This window comes from Streptomyces xanthochromogenes (assembly GCF_014650455.1).
GTDB lineage: Bacteria > Actinomycetota > Actinomycetes > Streptomycetales > Streptomycetaceae > Streptomyces > Streptomyces xanthochromogenes.
Genome location: NZ_BMUZ01000007.1, coordinates 272,444 through 291,032, shown reverse-complemented (window position 1 = coordinate 291,032; position 18,589 = coordinate 272,444). Strand labels below are relative to the sequence as shown.

Annotated in this window: 17 protein-coding genes and 1 riboswitch; of the genes, 11 read left to right on the top strand and 6 right to left on the bottom strand. The window is 69.7% G+C overall.

The annotated features are described in order from the left end of the window. The first annotated feature begins 352 nt into the window (after window positions 1-352). The gene (locus tag IE267_RS20310) at window positions 353-1,168 is read left to right on the top strand and encodes a polysaccharide deacetylase family protein (RefSeq protein ID WP_189764235.1); all 816 of its coding nucleotides are present in this window, start codon (window positions 353-355) and stop codon (window positions 1,166-1,168) included. Next, the gene (locus tag IE267_RS20305) at window positions 1,168-2,349 is read left to right on the top strand and encodes a YncE family protein (RefSeq protein ID WP_189764169.1); all 1,182 of its coding nucleotides are present in this window, start codon (window positions 1,168-1,170) and stop codon (window positions 2,347-2,349) included. Before IE267_RS20310 ends, IE267_RS20305 begins: the two co-directional genes overlap by 1 nt. A gap of 64 nt (window positions 2,350-2,413) precedes the next feature. Here IE267_RS20305 and IE267_RS20300 read toward each other — a convergent pair whose 3' ends face one another. Then, window positions 2,414-3,604 carry a cytochrome P450 gene (locus IE267_RS20300; RefSeq protein WP_189764168.1) on the bottom strand — a complete coding sequence of 397 codons (1,191 nt, stop codon included), beginning with the start codon at window positions 3,602-3,604 and terminating at the stop codon, window positions 2,414-2,416. Then, window positions 3,601-4,269 carry a tRNA-dependent cyclodipeptide synthase gene (locus IE267_RS20295; protein WP_229861338.1) on the bottom strand — a complete coding sequence of 223 codons (669 nt, stop codon included), beginning with the start codon at window positions 4,267-4,269 and terminating at the stop codon, window positions 3,601-3,603. Before IE267_RS20295 ends, IE267_RS20300 begins: the two co-directional genes overlap by 4 nt. Before the next feature lie 388 nt (window positions 4,270-4,657). Between IE267_RS20295 and IE267_RS20290 the strand changes: the two genes are divergently transcribed. Both IE267_RS20290 and IE267_RS20285 read left to right on the top strand, forming a co-directional pair. Next, a complete protein-coding gene (locus IE267_RS20290; RefSeq protein WP_161251968.1) occupies window positions 4,658-4,870 on the top strand; it encodes an EF-hand domain-containing protein in 213 nt (70 codons plus the stop codon). Between the two features lie 61 nt (window positions 4,871-4,931). Continuing rightward, the gene (locus tag IE267_RS20285; protein ID WP_268251565.1) at window positions 4,932-5,654 is read left to right on the top strand and encodes an NADPH-dependent F420 reductase; all 723 of its coding nucleotides are present in this window, start codon (window positions 4,932-4,934) and stop codon (window positions 5,652-5,654) included. Window positions 5,655-5,673: 19 nt separating this feature from the next. On the opposite strand, the gene IE267_RS20280 is transcribed toward IE267_RS20285, so the two are convergent. From IE267_RS20280 to gcvT, 4 genes are all read right to left on the bottom strand, one after another. Beyond that, window positions 5,674-7,044, bottom strand: coding sequence for an L-serine ammonia-lyase (locus IE267_RS20280; protein WP_161251963.1), 1,371 nt, complete (start codon window positions 7,042-7,044; stop codon window positions 5,674-5,676). A 157-nt stretch (window positions 7,045-7,201) separates the two neighbouring features. Continuing rightward, window positions 7,202-8,461, bottom strand: a complete 1,260-nt coding sequence (gene glyA / locus IE267_RS20275; protein WP_161251961.1) for a serine hydroxymethyltransferase — start codon at window positions 8,459-8,461, stop codon at window positions 7,202-7,204. A gap of 38 nt (window positions 8,462-8,499) precedes the next feature. Continuing rightward, window positions 8,500-8,874: a glycine cleavage system protein GcvH gene (gene gcvH / locus IE267_RS20270; protein WP_161251959.1), complete on the bottom strand. Its 375-nt coding sequence runs from the start codon at window positions 8,872-8,874 to the stop codon at window positions 8,500-8,502. A 100-nt stretch (window positions 8,875-8,974) separates the two neighbouring features. Further along, window positions 8,975-10,099, bottom strand: coding sequence for a glycine cleavage system aminomethyltransferase GcvT (gcvT, locus tag IE267_RS20265; RefSeq protein WP_167156748.1), 1,125 nt, complete (start codon window positions 10,097-10,099; stop codon window positions 8,975-8,977). A gap of 153 nt (window positions 10,100-10,252) precedes the next feature. Further along, window positions 10,253-10,350, bottom strand: a riboswitch (glycine riboswitch). A 129-nt stretch (window positions 10,351-10,479) separates the two neighbouring features. On the opposite strand from gcvT, the gene IE267_RS20260 reads away from it, so the two are divergent. The 7 genes from IE267_RS20260 (at window position 10,480) to IE267_RS20230 (ending at window position 18,571) form a co-directional block, all read left to right on the top strand. Then, on the top strand, window positions 10,480-11,148 hold the full coding sequence (locus tag IE267_RS20260) for an AAA family ATPase (RefSeq protein WP_189764166.1): 669 nt from the start codon (window positions 10,480-10,482) through the stop codon (window positions 11,146-11,148). A gap of 106 nt (window positions 11,149-11,254) precedes the next feature. Then, on the top strand, window positions 11,255-12,028 hold the full coding sequence (locus IE267_RS20255; protein ID WP_189764165.1) for an enhanced serine sensitivity protein SseB: 774 nt from the start codon (window positions 11,255-11,257) through the stop codon (window positions 12,026-12,028). Window positions 12,029-12,195: 167 nt separating this feature from the next. After that, a complete protein-coding gene (locus tag IE267_RS20250; protein WP_189764164.1) occupies window positions 12,196-12,993 on the top strand; it encodes an enhanced serine sensitivity protein SseB C-terminal domain-containing protein in 798 nt (265 codons plus the stop codon). 504 nt (window positions 12,994-13,497) lie between these two features. Beyond that, window positions 13,498-14,502 (top strand): ABC transporter permease, encoded by a 1,005-nt coding sequence (locus IE267_RS20245; RefSeq protein ID WP_161251948.1) that lies wholly within the window; start codon window positions 13,498-13,500, stop codon window positions 14,500-14,502. Between the two features lie 80 nt (window positions 14,503-14,582). Beyond that, complete coding sequence (locus tag IE267_RS20240; protein ID WP_229861337.1) at window positions 14,583-16,355, top strand: ABC transporter substrate-binding protein; 1,773 nt, start codon at window positions 14,583-14,585, stop codon at window positions 16,353-16,355. A 123-nt stretch (window positions 16,356-16,478) separates the two neighbouring features. Continuing rightward, a complete protein-coding gene (locus IE267_RS20235) occupies window positions 16,479-17,477 on the top strand; it encodes an ABC transporter permease (RefSeq protein ID WP_161251945.1) in 999 nt (332 codons plus the stop codon). Then, window positions 17,474-18,571 carry an ABC transporter ATP-binding protein gene (locus tag IE267_RS20230; RefSeq protein WP_167156738.1) on the top strand — a complete coding sequence of 366 codons (1,098 nt, stop codon included), beginning with the start codon at window positions 17,474-17,476 and terminating at the stop codon, window positions 18,569-18,571. Before IE267_RS20235 ends, IE267_RS20230 begins: the two co-directional genes overlap by 4 nt. Window positions 18,572-18,589 lie beyond the last annotated feature (18 nt).

The window sequence follows — 18,589 nt, the reverse complement described above, 5'->3', positions numbered from 1 at the left end:
GGCGCCTGCGGGGGCTTCTGTGGAGCGCCGCGGATCGAAGGGGGTGTGATCCACGGCGACTGAAGACGACCTGGCCCGGGTCAATGGGGGTCGTGGCTCCGACTATGACAGATGGGCGCCCCATCCTCAAAAGTCCTTAGTCAGACATAACGGGATGAACTATTACAGTTTAGCTGTGAATCGTAGGTGAGCTACAGCACTCACCTTCCAAAGCATGAATAAGTATCGGGACCCCTGAGTGAATCAGTGCCCTGGGTGCCCCCCGAGCGGCCCCGGGCAACGCGACCCGCAAAGGTCCTGAAGTGGGTCAATCGTTACCAACCGACCCTCGGCGCACTTAAATGTCCATGTGCTGAATCCATCACCCCGTGCGGTAGACCGCCGCAGCGCCCTGCGGGCCGGGGCGGGCGCGGCCATCGTGGGGGCATTCACGACGGGCTGCTCGGACGACAAGGGCGGCGCGCGGCCGGCCGAATCCCCGACGCCGCCGTCCGCCTCCGCGGCGGCCGCCGCCCCCGCCCGCCCCGGCAAGTCCCGCCCCGCACCGGCCCCCCGCGCCTTTCCCGGGCAGCCGGTCCAGATCGAGAGCGGACCCCGGGCCCGCCCGCAGGTCGCCCTCACCTTCCACGGCCAGGGCGATCCGAAGATCGCCACCACCCTGCTCAGCGAGGCCGAGAAGGCCGGTGCCCGCGTCACCGTCCTCGCCGTCGGCAGCTGGCTCGACGAGCAGCCCGCGATGGCCCGCCGCATCCTGGACGGCGGCCACGAACTGGGCAACCACACCCAGCACCACATCGACATCTCCACCATGGACGAGTCGGAGGCGTACGCCGAGATCACCGGCTGCGCGGACCGCCTGCGCCGGCTCACCGGCTCCATCGGGACGTGGTTCCGCCCCTCCCGTGCCCAGTACGCGACGCCGCTCGTTCAGAAACTGGCCCGGCAGGCGGGTTACCCGCACGTCCTGTCGTACGACGTCGACTCGCTCGACTTCACCTCGCCCGGCGCCTCGGCCGTGACCCGCAACGTCACCGGGCAGATCCGCAACGGATCGGTGGTGAGCCTGCACTTCGGCTATGCGGACACGGTCGCCGCGCTGCCCGTCCTACTCGCCGAACTGGAACGCCGCCGACTGCGCGCGGTCACGACCACGGAGCTGCTGATCTGATGCCGACCGCAACGAAGACGACCACCGCGCTGCTCGCCGCCGTCCTGCTCGCGGCCCTCGCCGGCTGCGGCTCGGGCGCCGACCACAAGGACGAGGCGCTCAGCACCAAGGCGGCGCTCCCGCCCGCCGTCGTCAAGAAGCCCGTGCCGCAGGGCCTGCCCGGGATGCCGCCCGTCCTCGACCCCAAGGACGCCTACGCGGCGGACCGGCCGAACGCGCTGCAGCCCGCGGTGAAGAACTTCCTGCCGCGCGTGTACGTGCCCAACACCAACTCCAACACGGTGTCCGTGATCGACCCTGCCACGTACAAGGTCATCGAGACGATTCCGGTCGGCCACCAGCCGCAGCACGTCGTGCCGTCGTGGGACATGAAGACGCTGTGGGTCAACAACGACCTGGGCGACTCGCTCACCGCCATCGACCCGGCGACCGGCAAGACCGGCCGTACCGTGCAGGTCTCCGACCCGTACAACCTGTACTTCACGCCCAACGGCAAGTACGCCATCGTCATGGCCTCGATGGACCGCGAGCTCGTCTTCCGCGACCCCGTCACCATGAACCGGGTCAAGACCGTCCCGGTGACCTGCGCGGGCGTCAACCACGCGGACTTCTCCATGGACGGCCGGTACTTCATCGTCTCCTGCGAGTTCTCCGGCGAGCTGCTCAAGGTCGACACCGAGAAGATGCAGATCGTCGGCCAGCAGAAGCTGCCGTTCGACGGGGCGATGCCGCAGGACGTGAAGATGTCCCCGGACGGCAAGACGTTCTACGTGGCCGACATGATGGCCCACGGCATGTGGGTCCTGAACGGCGACAAGTTCGACAAGCCGGTCCTGCTGCCCACCGGCAAGGGCTGCCACGGGCTCTACATCAGCCGCGACTCCAAGGAGATGTACATCTCCAACCGTGGCGAGGGCACCATCTCCATCTTCGACTTCACCAAGGACAAGCTCACCAAGAAGTGGGAACTGCCGGACGGCGGCAGCCCCGACATGGGCGGCGTCTCCGCCGACGGCAAGGTGCTCTGGCTGTCCGGCCGCTACAACGCCGAGGTGTACGCCATCGACACCGCCACCGGCAAGGAGCTGGCCCGCATCCCCGTCGGCTCGGGCCCGCACGGCCTCGCCGTCTACCCCCAGCCTGGCCGGTACTCGCTCGGCCACACCGGCATCTTCCGCTGAGCCGGCCCCGGTCCGCACCGCCACCACGTGCCCCGAGGCCCGCCGGCCCCGGGGCACCCGCCGGTCACCACAGCACCGGCAGCCGCTCCGGCAGGCGCTTGATGAAGCCGGTGCGCCACACCAGCTGCTCGGCCGGCACCGCGAGGCGCAGCCCCGGCATCCGGTCCACCAGGACCGAGAGCGCGGTCTCCGCGTGCAGCCGGCCGAGGCCCGTGGCCGGGCAGAAGTGCCGGCCGGCCCCGAACGACAGATGCGGGTTGTGCTCCCGGTCGAGGTCCAGGCGCTCGGGGTCGCTGAAGACCGCCGGGTCGAAGTTGGCGCCCTCGACCAGGACGAGCACCAACTCGCCCTTCTCGACGAGGACTTCACCCAGGCGCACGTCCTCCAGGGCGAGCCGCGGCAGCCCGTCGCCGATGGACAGGTTCCAGCGCAGCAGTTCGTCCACGGCCCGGCCCATGCGCTCGGGGTGTTCGCGCAGATGGCCGATCAGCTCCGGGTGCTGGAGCAGGGCCAGGACCGCCAGGCTCAGGAACGCGGAGGTCGAGACCGCGCCCGCGCCGAACATGGACACCGCGACCGTGGCCAGCATCTCGTCCGTCAGATGCGCGGACTCCCGGTCCTCGCGCAGCGCTCCGAGCCGGCCGAGCAGGCTGTCCGGCGGCACATCGGGCGCGTTCAGCCGCTCCACCATGTACCCGAGGTCCTTGTACCAGTTGAGCCCGGCACCTTCGAAGGCGTGCGCGCTCGTCATGAACGCGGTGTCCAGGCCCGACATCAGCCGCCGCCAGTCCGTGAACGGAACCCCGATCACCTGGCAGTGCAGCGCCGCCGAGAAGGGGTCGGCGAACCCCGCCCGGAGGTCGGCCGGCGGGCCCTCGGTGAGCAGCGCGTCGACGAACTCCCCGGCCCGCTCGCGCAGCCGGTCGACGAGACCGTCGGCGCGCGGGCTCAGGGACTTCATCACGGCGGAGCGCAGGCCCGCGCTGTTGATGTTGCCCATGTTGTTGACGACCTCGGGCGGGATCGTCAGCGCGTACTGGCGCGGGACGCCCGGCGCGGCGGTGTCCTTGAGGCTGAACCGCTCGTCCTCCAGGACCTGTTTGGCCAGCGCGTGACTGCTCACCAGCCAGGCCTGGTCGCCGGTGAGCGTACGGACCCGGGCCACGGGCTGCTTCTCGCGCAGCCAGGTGCACTCCTCGGGCAGCACGTCCCCGCGGCGCGAGAGCGGGAAGTCGAGTACGGGCTCGGGGGTCATGCGGCTGTTCCTTCCGGGCGCACCACTGCGTAGGCCTGGTTGCGGGAGGCGCGGAGCCCGCCGCCCTTGGCGTAGAGGAGTTCGGTCAGGGGGATCGGCGCGTGGTAGCACGACACCGAGGAGGGGACGCCGAGGATGCCCGGGGTGTCCAGGAAGAAGGGGAGCTCGGCGACGATGTAGTCGAGGCAGGCGGAGAGCTGCTCCGCGCTCACGGCGGGTTCGCCGACCTTCGTGGCGAGGAAGTGCGCCGCCATGTGCTCACAGCCCGCGCGGAAGTGCGGGTCGGTGGACAGGAAGTGCCGCACCCGGCGGTGCAGCAGCTCGTACACCGGGTTCCCGGCGAACTCCGAGAGCCCGTGCACATCGACCGGAGTGCCCTGCGGGTCCGCGTCCTCGATGCCGCGCAGAATCCTGCGGCGTACCGCCTTCAGCTCCTTGGAGGCGCGGCGGGCCGCGTGGTCCCGCTCGTAGCCGAGCGCGCTGAACAGATCGGCCACATGGAGGTCGGCGTACACGATGTCGATGCGGGAGAACCGTGCCGAAGCCCAACGGACGAGTTCGGTGATGCGGCCGGCGCTGAAATAGCTGTTACCCGGACTCACACCGATGAGGACGTGATCGCCCTCGTCCCATATGTGGTGGCAACTTCGTGTGAAGGGCTGCACGGTGAATGCTTCAGTTGTGATGGCCACAGCTGTAACGCCCCAGCGCCGCTAGTCCCTGGGTGCCCTGTGCTCCCGGTGTGGCGGCGACAGCATGAAGTTATCCACCAGTGGCGGAGCGTGAGGAAGCGGCGGTGGGAAGTTGGCGTGAACTCCCCTTTGTCGGGCGGAAAACTGTCCTCCGTGTATGGCGAACAGTCAGGGTCGCGGGCCCTTGGGCGATTCGGCCGAACGCCGGAGTCCGCACCGCCGGGATTCCAGCGGCGGGAACCGGCCATCCGCAGTGGCGGCGCTCAGGAGCCATCCGCCGCACGGTGCGCGCACATCGGCGGCTAATCTGACCGGCGTCAGAAAAGCACCAAGCAGTAGCACCAACAAAGGGGTGGACCCAGTGGCGGACATCGAAGAGGCGCGCAAGGCGTTCGCGAAGCTCGACGTCGATGGTGACGGACGCGTCACCGCGAGCGAGTACAAGGCGGTCATGGCGCAGCTGGGCGACTTCCACGTCACCGAGACCGTGGCCCAGGCCATCATCAGGGCCAAGGACGCCAACGGCGACGGCAAGCTCTCCTTCGAGGAGTTCTGGGCGTCCCTGAACAAGTGACCCCGATCGGTGCCGGTGGCGCGGAACCGCCTGGGCGGAGCGCCACCGGTGCCGGGCCGGAATAACCCGCAGTGGCCGTGGGTTCTCGGAGCGTGTCAACGCACCAACTCCGGAAGGCCAGCTCATGAAGATCGGCATCATCGGCGCGGGCAACATCGGCGGCAACCTGACCCGCCGTCTCACCGCGCTCGGCCACCAGGTGTCCATCGCCAACTCCCGTGGCCCGCACACCCTTTCCGCCCTCGCGGAGGAGACGGGCGCGACCCCGGTCACCGTCGCGGAGGCGGCCGACGGCGCCCAGGTCGTCGTGGTCACCATCCCGCTGAAGAACGTGCCCGCCCTGCCCAAGGGCCTGTTCGACAAGGCCGCCGACGGCCTCGCCGTCATCGACACCGGGAACTACTACCCGAAGGAGCGCGACGGCCGGATCGACGCGATCGAGGACGGCCTCCCCGAGAGCCGCTGGACCGAGCAGCACATCGGCCATCCGGTGATCAAGGTCTTCAACGGCACGTACGCGCAGGACCTCCTGGACCGGCCGCGCCCCAAGGGCGCCCCCGACCGGGTCGCCGTGCCCGTCGCCGGGGACGACGCGGCCGCCAAGCAACTGGTCCGCGAGCTCGTCGACGAGCTGGGCTTCGACACCGTGGACGCGGGCGGCATCGACGACTCCTGGCGCCAGCAGCCCGCCACCCCCGTCTACGGCCTGCGCGGCAACACGGCGGAGGTCACCGAGGCCCTGGCGGCGGCCCCCAAGGAGCGCCCGGCGGCGCACTCCGCCTGAGCGGAGCCGGGAGACCGGCTCAGCACTCGATGATGTTGACGGCGAGGCCGCCGCGGGCCGTCTCCTTGTACTTGACGCTCATGTCGGCCCCCGTCTCCTTCATCGTCTTGATGACCTTGTCCAGGGACACCTTGTGGCTGCCGTCACCACGCATCGCCATCTTGGCGGCGGTGACGGCCTTCACCGCGGCCATGCCGTTGCGCTCGATGCACGGGATCTGGACCAGGCCGCCGACCGGGTCGCAGGTCAGGCCCAGGTTGTGCTCCATGCCGATCTCGGCCGCGTTCTCGACCTGCTCGGGGGTGCCGCCGAGCACCTCGGCGAGCGCGCCCGCCGCCATCGAGCAGGCGGAGCCGACCTCCCCCTGGCAGCCGACCTCGGCGCCGGAGATCGAGGCGTTCTCCTTGAACAGCATGCCGATCGCGCCGGCGGCGAGCAGGAAGCGGACGATGCCGTCCTCATCGGCTCCGGGCACGAAGTTCATGTAGTAGTGCAGGACCGCCGGGATGATGCCCGCGGCGCCGTTGGTGGGCGCGGTCACGACCCGGCCGCCCGCCGCGTTCTCCTCGTTGACCGCCATCGCGTACAGCGTCGCCCACTCCATGGCGTGCGCCTCGGGGTTGCCCTCGGCGCGCAGCAGGCGGGCGGTGTTGGCGGCGCGGCGGCGGACCTTGAGGCCGCCGGGCAGGATGCCCTCGCGGGACATGCCGCGCGAGACACAGGCCTGCATGACCCGCCAGATGTCGAGGAGCCCGGAGCGGATCTCGTCCTCGGTGCGCCACGCCTTCTCGTTCTCCAGCATCAGCGCGGAGATGGAGAGGCCCGTGTCCTGCGCGAGGCGGAGCAGCTCGTCGCCGGTGCGGAAGGGGTGCCGCAGGACGGTGTCGTCCGGCACGATCGGGTTCTCGCCGGCCACGGCGTCCTCGTCGACGACGAAGCCGCCGCCGACCGAGTAGTACGTCTTCTCCAGGAGCAGCGCGCCGTCGACGTCGTACGCGAAGACCGTCATGCCGTTGGCGTGGTAGGGCAGCGCCTTGCGGCGGTGCAGGACCAGGTCGTCGTCGTAGGCGAAGCCGATCTCGTGCATGCCGAGGACGTTGAGCCGCCCGGAGTCCTTGATCTTCTCCACCCGCGCGTCGGCGTTCTCCACGTCGACCGTGCGCGGGGACGCGCCCTCCAGGCCGAGCAGCACCGCCTTCGGGGTGCCGTGGCCGTGGCCGGTCGCGCCGAGCGAGCCGTACAGCTCGGACCGTATCCGCGCGGTGTGGGCGATGAGGCCCTCGTTCTTGAGCCGCGCGGCGAACATCCGGGCCGCGCGCATCGGGCCGACGGTGTGGGAGCTGGACGGGCCGATGCCGATCGAGAACAGGTCGAAGACCGAGATGGCCACGGGAGACTCCTTGTGGGGGTTGGTAGACGCCGTTGTCTGCCGGGGTATCGCAGAGCAAAGCTGGCACAGCATGGGATGGGGCACCGCGCTCACTACCCAGTGTGCGCGGTGCCCCGGGGCTTCGTACGGAATGAACCGAGAACGAAAGCGTACGAAACTACTTCAGGCCGGGGTACAGGGGGTGCTTCGCGGCCAGAGCGGACACCCGGGCGGCCAGGGCGTCCTGGTCGAAGTCCGGCTTCAGGGCCTCGGCGATGATGTCGGCGACCTCACGGAAGTCGTCGTCGCCGAAGCCGCGGGTGGCGAGCGCCGGGGTGCCGATCCGCAGGCCCGAGGTCACCATCGGCGGCCGCGGGTCGTTCGGGATGGCGTTCCGGTTGACCGTGATGCCGACCTCGTGGAGGCGGTCCTCGGCCTGCTGGCCGTCCAGCTCCGAGTTGCGCAGGTCCACCAGGACCAGGTGCACATCGGTGCCGCCGGTCAGGACGTCGACGCCGACGGCCCGCACGTCGTCCTGGACCAGGCGCTCGGCCAGAATCCGGGCGCCGTCCAGGGTGCGCTGCTGGCGCTCCTTGAACTCGGGCGAGGCCGCGACCTTGAACGACACCGCCTTCGCCGCGATGACGTGCTCCAGGGGACCGCCCTGCTGGCCCGGGAAGACCGCCGAGTTGATCTTCTTGGCGAGCTCCTGCGTCGACAGGATGACACCGCCGCGCGGACCGCCGAGGGTCTTGTGCGTGGTGGTGGTCACGACGTGGGCGTGCGGCACCGGGTTGGGGTGCAGACCCGCGGCGACCAGGCCCGCGAAGTGGGCCATGTCGACCATCAGGTACGCACCGACCTCGTCCGCGATGCGGCGGAAGGCGGCGAAGTCCAGCTGGCGCGGGTACGCGGACCAGCCGGCCACGATCAGCTTCGGCTTGGACTCCTTGGCCAGGCGCTCGACCTCGGCCATGTCGACCTCGCCGGTCTCGTCGACGTGGTACGGGACCACGTTGTAGAGCTTGCCGGAGAAGTTGATCTTCATGCCGTGGGTCAGGTGACCGCCGTGGGCCAGGTTCAGACCCATGATCGTGTCGCCCGGCTTCAGCAGCGCGAACATCGCGGCCGCGTTGGCCTGGGCGCCCGAGTGCGGCTGCACGTTGGCGGCCTCGGCGCCGAACAGCGCCTTGATGCGGTCGATCGCGATCTGCTCGACCACGTCGACGTGCTCGCAGCCGCCGTAGTAGCGGCGGCCCGGGTAGCCCTCGGCGTACTTGTTGGTGAGGACCGAGCCCTGGGCCTCCATGACCGCGACCGGAGCGAAGTTCTCCGAGGCGATCATCTCGAGGGTGGACTGCTGGCGGTGGAGCTCGGCGTCGACGGCGGCGGCGACGTCCGGGTCCAGCTCGTGGAGGGGCTGGTTCAGAAGCGACATCAGACGATCCCTTGAATCCCTTGTCCCAGTGGCCTGGGTCAGCTGGCGAAGTCGGTGTACTCGTCGGCGGAGAGCAGGTCGCCCGGCTCGTCCGTGACCTTCACCTTGAACAGCCAACCGCCCTCGAACGGGGCCGAGTTGACGAGCGAGGGGTCGTCCACGACGTCCTGGTTGGCGGCGACGACCTCGCCGGTGACCGGGGAGTACAGGTCGCTGACCGACTTGGTGGACTCCAGCTCGCCGCAGGTCTCGCCCGCGGTCACCGTGTCACCCACCTCGGGGAGCTGGACGTACACCACGTCACCGAGCGCGTTGGCCGCGTGCTCCGTGATGCCGACCGTCGAGACGCCGTCCTCGGCGCTCGACAGCCACTCGTGCTCCTTGCTGTAGCGAAGCTGCTGCGGGTTGCTCATGACCTGAATTCTCCTGTACGCGGGGGAGTGCTGGTGACGGGGTCTGGACGAGTGTCTCGGACGGCGGGACGGGAAAGGGGCTGCCGGACGGAGGCGCTCGTCACTTCTGGCGCTTGTAGAAGGGCAGCGCGACGACCTCGTACGCCTCGTGCGTGCCGCGGATGTCGATGCCGACACCTTCGGTGCCGGGCGCGGCGTGCGCGGCGTCCACGTATGCGATCGCGATCGGCTTGCCGAGCGTCGGGGAGGGGGCGCCCGAGGTGACCTCGCCGACGACCTCGCCGCCGGCCACCACCGAGAACCCGGCGCGCGGCACCCGGCGCCCCTCGGCGATCAGGCCGACCAGCTTGCGCGGCGGGTTGGCCTCGGCCTTCTCGGCGGCGGCCTCCAGCGCCTTGCGGCCGACGAAGTCGCCGTCCTTCTCGAACTTCACGACCCGGCCGAGCCCCGCGTCGAACGGCGTGAGCGCGGTCGTCAGCTCGTGCCCGTACAGCGGCATGCCCGCCTCCAGGCGCAGCGTGTCGCGGCAGGACAGGCCGCACGGCACGAGGCCCGCGTCCTGGCCGGCCTCGGTCAGCGCCCGCCACAGCCGCTCGGCGTGCTCCGGCGCCACGAACAGCTCGAAGCCGTCCTCACCGGTGTAGCCGGTGCGGGCGATCAGCGCGGGCACACCGGCGACCGTGCCGGGCAGACCGGCGTAGTACTTCAGGCCGTCGAGGTCGGCATCGGTGACGGACTTCAGGATGCCGGGGGACTCGGGGCCCTGCACCGCGATGAGCGCGTAGGCGTCCCGGTCGTCGCGGACCTCGGCGTCGAAGCCGGCCGCGCGCTCGGTGATCGCGTCGAGCACGATCTGCGCGTTGCCCGCGTTGGCGACGACCAGGTATTCGGGGGCCTCGGTCTCGCCCAGGCGGTAGACGATCAGGTCGTCGACGATCCCGCCGTCCTCCTGGCAGATCATCGTGTACCGGGCGCGGCCGAGGCCGATGGTGGCGATGTTGCCGACCAGCGCGTAGTTCAGCGCCTTCATGGCCTCGGGGCCGGTGACGGTGATCTCGCCCATGTGGGACAGGTCGAAGAGCCCGGCGCGGGTGCGCACGGCGTTGTGCTCGTCGCGCTCGCTCCCGTACCGCAGCGGCATGTCCCAGCCCGCGAAGTCGGTCATCGTGGCGCCCAGCGAACGATGCAGGGCATCGAGGGAGGTCAGACGGGGGGCGTTGCTCATGGATGTTGCTCCAAGGTCCCGGGGCATGACGGTCGAGGACATCCTCCCCATCTGTCATCGGAACCTGAGAGGTTCACCGTCGCGCGCTGCGCGGCACGGCTTGCACCTTGGGTGGGACCGTCCGGCAGGGGACGGTCCGCTTTTCAGATCTGCCTCGTCCGCGCGGTACGGGGCCTGAGAGATTCAAGGGAGGAACTTGCTCCTTCGGCGCCCCAGCTCACAGCTGCTGAGGACTCTCCCGCGCGGATTCGAACGGCCGGTATGCAGTTGGCGCGCACATCATTGCACGCATCCCGGAAGCGGCAAATCGCTTGAGCCCTATTACCGTCTCTTTACACTTCCAGGGCAGGGGTCCGGGAATCCGAACAGGGGGGAGTGCCATGACGGTTGGACACGGAACGGGCCGGACGCGGGAGGCGCCCGAGGCGGAAGGGCCGGGGCGGGCGGCGCGGGACCGGCCGCCGCGCCCGGTGATGAGCGAGGCGGTGCGGGACCTGCGCGGGCGGCCCGGGAGCACCCCGCCCGAGCTGCTCTTCGACGCGGGGGACGTCGTGGTGGTGTCGGGTCTGCCCGGAAGCGGCAAGACGACACTGATGCGCCGCACCGTCACCGACCGCCGCATCGACTCCCAGGACACCCGCCTCGCCTGGCAGCGCCGACTCCCCGGCATCCCGTACGCCCTCTACCGCCCGCTCACCCGCACCGCGCACTTCGCCAGGACCTGGTGGGCGCTGCGCTCCGGCGACAGCCTCGTCGTGCACGACTGCGGGACGCAGGCCTGGGTGCGGCACTGGCTGGGCCGGGGCGCCCGGCGCCGGGGGCGCGCGCTGCGCCTGGTCGTGCTCGACGTGGCGCCCGGCACCGCCCTGGAGGGCCAGGCCGCCCGGGGCCGCTGGGTGTCGAGGTACGCGTTCGCCCGGCACCGCGGCGCGGCCCGCCGCCTCATAGCCCAGGTGGAGGCCGGACGGCTGCCGACCGGCTGCGCGAGCGCGGTGCTGCTCGACCGCGAGTCGGCGTCGGTACTGCACCGCATCGGCTTCACGAAGTAGCGCCGCATGGCGTGCGCCGGGCCCATTCCCGGCACCCTTTCCGCGGCGCGCGTCGGCGGCGCTAGGGTCGAGGGGCACGACAGCAGTCGGGGGAGAAGGACGGCACATGAACTTTCCGGAGCAGGCGTTCGCGCATCCGCACGGCGGCGGGGGATGGCCCGGCAACGAGCTCGAAGAGGTCCTGTCCGCGGCCGTCGGGCAGCCCGACGCGGGCCCCCGCCTCATAGAGGTGCTCGGCCGCAACCCCGTATGGGTGCCGCTGCCCAACGGCGGCAGCCAGGACAGCAGGGACCTCGACCTGCCCACCATGGAGCTCGACGGCTCCCCCTACGTGCCGGTGTACAGCTCCGAGCAGCAGTTCCTGCGCTGTGTCGGCTCCCACATGTCGTTCGCCGTCGCCCCCGCCGTCGAGTTCGCGCGCGGGCTGCCGCCGCAGCTCGGCATCGTCGTCAACCCCGAGGGCGCGGTGGGCATGCCGCTGCCTCCGCCCGCCGTCGCCGAACTGTGCCGCACCGGACTCACCGCGCTCGACGGGCCCGCGTCGGGCGCGCGGGTGCGGCTCTTCGAGCCGGACTGGCAGGAGGAGCCGGTCGACTTCCTGGCCGTCGCGGCCGAGGAGTTCGAGGCGATCGGCGTGGTGCTCAGCGCCCGCCGCGCGCTCGCCTCCATCGAGGGCGAGTCGCCCACGCTCTTCATCGGCGTGGAGTTCGCCACCTGGGACGGGGCGGGGCGCGGCGCCCCCATGGAGGCGCTCGGCCGGGCGCTCGGCCGGGTCCCGGTCGGATGGCCGGTCAATCTGGTCCTGCTCGACGTGACCCAGGATCCGGTCGCCACCTGGATGCGCGAGCGGGTACGGCCCTTCTACGCACGGGCCCAGTAGCAACCACCGGGTGCGTCGCGGCAGGTCCCGCCGGGTCATGGCGGTGTCTGTACGGCGGCTTAACCTGGTTTCATGACCCTTGCACCCCCGCAGCCGCACGCGTGTGCCCGGGGCTGCGGGGCGGCGCAGGCGTCGGCACGGTGGATCGAAGAGGGGCGGGACCCAGGGTGAGCGCGTCAGGCACCGCGGCGGCCGGGCAGGTCGAGCACATGCTGCGCCAGGTGACCCCCGGGCGCTACGACGTGTACGAGGCGCTGCTCCACGCGCTCGCGGACCCCGCATCCGGCCGGATCTGGATGCTGCTGTGGAACGGCCGGCCGGGCTCCCCGGATGCGCAGTACGGGAACATGGAGGTCGACGGCGTCTCCTACGCGCCCTGTGTCACCTCCGTGCAGGAGCTGTCCGCCAGCGGCTGGAACCGGGATCACGAAGTGACCGGCGCCCTCGACATCGCCCGCTCGCTCTACCCCGACCGCTACGGGATCTGGCTCAATCCGCACGCCCCCGGCGGCGGCGTCGGCATTCCCTGGACGGATCTGCGCCGGATCGCCACCGGCCTCGACCGGATGCCCGCGGGGCCGCTGCGGCTGTCCGAACCGGCCGTGGAGATCCCGCAGTTCTACGCCCTGCTCGCGCAGCACGCGCACCGCACCCCGGCCGTGCGCTCGCTGCGCCGCGCCTGGGTGCAGCCCGCGCTCGGCACGCCGTACCTGGCGATCGGGCTCGACCTCTACGACACCGGTCCGCAGTCGGTGGACGCGGTGCGGGCGATGATGCAGCAGTCCATCCCTGCGGTGCCGGACGGCCTCGCCGTCTCCACCGTCGCGATGTCGGACGAGTACGACCCGGTCGGCATGTGGCTGAAGGCCGCCACGCGGCCCTTCTACGACCGTGAGGCGCACGCCGCCCCGGCCCCCGGCGGGCCCGGCTACGGCTACCCGCCGGCCGCCCCGCGCACGTACTGACTCCCCCGGCACGTACTGCCCCCCGCACGTACTGATCCGCGTGCCGGGGCCGCCCCGCGCACGTACTGACGCCCCGCACGTACTGACCCGCGTGCCGGGGCCGCCCCGCGTACGGGGGTGTGTCCCGTCCGGCGCCCCAACCGGGACAGACCGTGCCAACTCCCCTCACGCGTAAGGGGAATGTCCGTTCTGATGGGGCGAACGCCGCAATGGTCCAGCGCGTCGCTTGCGCCCCAACTTCCGCATGTCCGCCCCTGGTTCACCTGCGTCCGCATAACGGAAACCCTCTTTCCGCATCACGTTTACGCATACATTCGCCGCCAGGTCTGGCGGGTGATCGCGACGCCATTGAAGACTCCCGGCATGCAGGGCCGTTCGGGCCCTTGTGCGAGCAGCTCGACCCGCTGCCCGGTGTCGCCCCCCGCTCGCACTGCTGATGGGAACGCGCCGCTACAGCGGCAAGTGCGGGCCGGTCACCGCCGGTTGAGAGGGGTCCTTGCCACGATGACGGCACCATTGCACGACACACCCGCCGACGCGGACCCGACCGCGGACATCAGTGTCACGCCGAGCGGCGAGACCAGAGCGGTCGAGGGACGTTCGCTGGGCCGCATCGCCTGGAACCGGCTGAAGAAGGACAAGCTCGCCCTCACCGGTGGCATCGTTGTCGTGTTCCTGGTCCTCGTCGCGATCTTCGCTCCGTTGATCGTCGACGCGTTCGGGCACCCGCCGGACGACTTCCACGAGGACCAGATCGACCCGCTGCTCTCGACCCCGGTGGGCAGCTGGGGCGGCATCAACTCGCACTTCCTGCTGGGTGTTGAGCCGGTCAACGGCCGCGACGTGTTCAGCCGGATCGTCTACGGCGCGCGCATCTCGCTGCTCGTGGGCTTCCTCGCGGCCGTCTTCGCGGTCCTGGTCGGCACCGTCCTCGGCGTGATCGCCGGATACTTCGGCGGCTGGCTCGACGCCATCATCAGCCGCGTGATGGACATGCTGCTCTCCTTCCCGCAGCTGCTCTTCATCATCGCGCTGATCTCCGTGGTCCCCAACCAGCTCTTCGGCCTCAACGGCACCGGGGTCCGGCTGCTCGTGATGATCCTGGTGATCGGCTTCTTCGGGTGGCCGTACGTCGGACGCATCGTGCGCGGCCAGACGCTGTCGCTGCGCGAGCGCGAGTACGTCGAGGCGGCGCGCAGTCTCGGCGCGGGCCGCGGCTACATCCTGTTCCGGGAGCTGCTGCCCAACCTCATCGCGCCGATCACCGTCTACATGACGCTGATGATCCCCACGAACATCCTCACCGAGGCGGCACTCAGCTTCCTGGGAGCGGGCGTCAAGCCGCCCACGGCCTCCTGGGGGCAGATGCTCTCGACCGCGATCGCGACCTACCAGTCCGATCCGATGTTCATGATCATCCCGGGTCTGGCGATCTTCATCACCGTGATGGCGTTCAACCTCTTCGGCGACGGCGTCCGCGACGCCTTCGACCCGAAGGGCTCCCGCTGATGCGGGACTTCACATACTCCGGCCCGGCGCACCGCACGGGCCGCGACACCCAAAACGCCCACAACGGAGGAAGCGAGATCGTGACAACCCTAGGTTCATCAAGGCGAAAGACGGTCGCCGGCGCCGCCATCGTCGTTGCGGCTCTGCTGTCCACCGCTGCCTGCGGCGGGGGCGGCGGCAACGACTCCAAGGGCAAGGCCCCCGGGTTCAACGCCGCCAACAGCAAGCTGGCGAACGCGTCGACGAAGAAGGGCGGGGAGCTCAAGTTCGTCGGCACCCAGGACGCCGACTCCTGGGACCCGCAGCGCGGTTACTACGGCTTCATGTGGGACTACGCGCGCTACTACACGCGCACGCTGATCACCTACAAGCCCGCCCCGGGCAAGGACAGCGAGACGCTCGTCCCGGACATCGCGACCGGGCTCGCGGACGTCTCGGCGGACAAGAAGACGTACACGTACCACCTGAAGGACGGCGTCAAGTGGGAGGACGGCAAGCCCGTCACCTCCAAGGACGTCAAGTACGGCATCGAGCGCATCTGGGCGCAGGACGTCATCTCCGGCGGCCCGGTCTACCTCAAGGAAGCCCTCGACCCCACCGGTGAGTACAAGGGTCCCTACAAGGACACCTCCGCCGACAAGCTGGGCCTGAAGGCGATCGAGACGCCGGACGACAAGACCATCGTCTTCAAGCTCCCGGCGCCCAACGTCGACTTCCAGCAGATGCTGGCCATGCCCTCGGGCACCCCGGTCCGCCAGGACAAGGACACCCAGTCGAAGTACGGCCTGAAGCCGTTCTCGCTCGGCCCGTACAAGTGGCAGTCCTACGAGCCCAACAAGTCCATGGTCCTGGTCCGCAACGACCAGTGGGATCCGAAGACGGACACCGCCCGCAAGGCCCTGCCGGACAAGATCAGCCTCACGCTGCTGACCAGCGCCGACGACATGGACAGCCGTCTGATCAACGGTGACTACGACGTCGACCTCAACGGCACCGGCCTCAGCCCGGCCGGCCGCACCAAGGCGCTCCAGACGGCCAAGGGCAACGTCGACAACCCGGACACCGGCTACATCCGTTACGCGGTCTTCCCGCAGACGGTCGCCCCGTTCGACAACGAGCACTGCCGCAAGGCCGTCATCTACGGCTCGGACCACAAGTCCCTGCAGACCGCCCGTGGCGGCCCGCAGGCCGGCGGTGACATCGCCACCAACATGCTGCCGCCGATCATCAGCGGTTCGGACCCGGCGTACGACCCGTACGGCGTGACCCAGAACGACGGCGCCGCGAACGTCGCCAAGGCCAAGGAAGAGCTCGCCGCCTGCGGCAAGCCGGGCGGCTTCTCGACCACCATCGCGGTCCGCAACAACAAGCCGGCCGAGGTCGCCACCGCCCAGTCGATGCAGGCCGCGCTCGCCAAGGTCAACATCAAGGCCGACATCGACCAGTACGACGGTTCGCAGACGACCGGCATCATCGGCAACCCCGAGGTCGTCAAGAAGAAGAACTACGGAATCATCATCATGGGCTGGGGCCCGGACTTCGCGTCCGGCCAGGGCTTCCTGCTCCCGCTGGTCGACTCCAAGTTCATCCTGTCGAACGGCAACAACAACTACTCGATGCTGAAGGACCCGGCGATCGACAAGCTCTTCGACGACGCCATCGCGGCGAACACCCCCGAAGAGGCGGCCGGCATCTACAAGCAGATCAACCAGAAGGTCTCCGAGCACGCCGTCTACCTGCCGTTCGTCTTCGAGAAGAACGTCAAGTGGCGCAGCTCCCGGCTCACCAACGTCTACACGACGACCAACAACAACGGTTTCTACGACTACGCCTCGCTCGGCGTCGAGAAGTGACCGTCGTCCAATCGCTCCGCCGGCGCACCCGCCGCTAGGCACGAAGGGCAGGTGAAGGCCGTCGCGTGACGGGTCGGGGGTACCGCAATCCGGTGCCCCCGGCCCGCCGCCGGGCCGAGAGCAGTGCTCGCATATCTCATCAGGCGGTTTTTCGCCGCCATCGTGATGCTGCTGATCGTCATGCTCGTGACGTTCGGCATCTTCTTCCTGATCCCCAAGTGGACGGGCGTCGACCCGGCCACGATGTACGTCGGCAAGCAGTCCGACGCCGCCGCGCTCGAAGCGGTCCGCGAGAAGCTGGGTCTCGGCGACCCGATCTTCGTCCAGCTCTTCGACTTCGTGAAGGGCATCCTGGCCGGCCGCGACTACACCGGCGGCGGCTCGACGATCCACTGCGACGCCCCGTGCTTCGGCTACTCGTTCCGCAACGAGCAGGCCATCTGGCCGGTGCTCAAGGAGCGCTTCCCGGTCACGCTGTCGCTGGTCATCGGCGCGGCCATCCTGTGGGTCATCTTCGGTGTGCTCACCGGCGTGGTCTCCGCCCTCAAGCGCGGCTCGCTGTGGGACCGCTTCTCGATGACCGTGGCCCTCGCGGGCGTCTCGCTGCCGATCTACTTCACCGGTCTGCTCTCGCTGGCGATCTTCACGTACGGACTGCACTGGATCGACGGCCAGTACGTCTCCTTCAGTGATTCACCGGGCGGATGGTTCAGCGGACTGCTGCTGCCCTGGATCACACTCGCCTTCCTCCAGGCGGCGATGTACGCCCGGCTCACGAGAGCGACCATGCTCGAAGTGATGGGCGAGGACTACGTCAGAACCGCCCGGGCCAAGGGCCTGAGCGAATCCACCGTCATCGGCAAGCACGCCATGCGCTCCACCATGGCGCCGATCCTCACGGTGCTCGGCATGGACATCGGCGCCCTCATCGGCGGCGCGATCCTCACCGAGACCACCTACAGCATCCCGGGCCTCGGCCAGGCGGTGCTCCGCGCGATCGGTGAGCGCGACCTTCCGGTGATCCTCGGCGTCACGCTGATCACCTCGGCGGCGGTGATCTTCGCGAACCTCGTCGTGGACCTCCTGTACGCCGTGATCGACCCCCGAGTGAGGCTCGCATGACCGACCTGAACAAGACCGGCGCCGCGGTCGGCGAGCCGGTCGCGGGTGAGCGGCCCTCGGACGCCTTCCTCGACGTACGCGACCTGAAGGTGCACTTCCCGACCGACGACGGCCTGGTCAAGTCGGTCGACGGACTGAGCTTCTCCCTGGAGAAGGGCAAGACCCTCGGCATCGTGGGCGAGTCCGGCTCCGGAAAGTCCGTCACCTCGATGGGCATCATGGGCCTGCACACGGCCGGCCAGTACGGCAAGCGCAAGGCGCAGATATCCGGCGAGATCTGGCTCAACGGCAAGGAGCTGCTCTCCGCCGACCCGGACGACGTGCGCAAGCTGCGCGGCCGCGACATGGCGATGATCTTCCAGGACCCGCTGTCCGCGCTGCACCCGTACTTCACCATCGGCAAGCAGATCGTCGAGGCGTACCGGGTCCACCACGACGTCGACAAGAAGACCGCCCGCGTCCGGGCGATCGAGATGCTCGACCGGGTCGGCATCCCGCAGCCCGACAAGCGCGTGGACTCCTATCCGCACGAGTTCTCCGGCGGCATGCGCCAGCGCGCGATGATCGCGATGTCCCTGGTGAACAACCCCGATCTGCTGATCGCGGACGAGCCGACGACCGCCCTGGACGTCACCGTCCAGGCGCAGATCCTCGACCTGATCCGGGACCTGCAGAAGGAGTTCGGCTCCGCGGTCATCATCATCACCCACGACCTGGGCGTCGTCGCCGAGCTCGCCGACGACATCCTGGTGATGTACGGCGGCCGCTGCGTGGAGCGCGGCCCCGCCGAGAAGGTCTTCTACGAGCCCCGCCACCCCTACACCTGGGGCCTGCTCGGCTCGATGCCGCGCATCGACCGGGAGGAGACCGAGCGTCTCATCCCGGTGAAGGGCTCCCCGCCGTCCCTGATCAACATCCCGTCCGGCTGCGCCTTCAACCCGCGCTGCCCGTACGCCGATGTGCCCAAGGACAACATCACCAGGACCGTACGCCCCGAGCTGAGCGACGGCGGGAGCGGCCACTGGGCCGCCTGCCACATGACGCCGGACGAGCGGGAGCGCATCTGGACCGAAGAGATTGCGCCCAAGCTGTGAGCGAGGACAAAGGCGTGA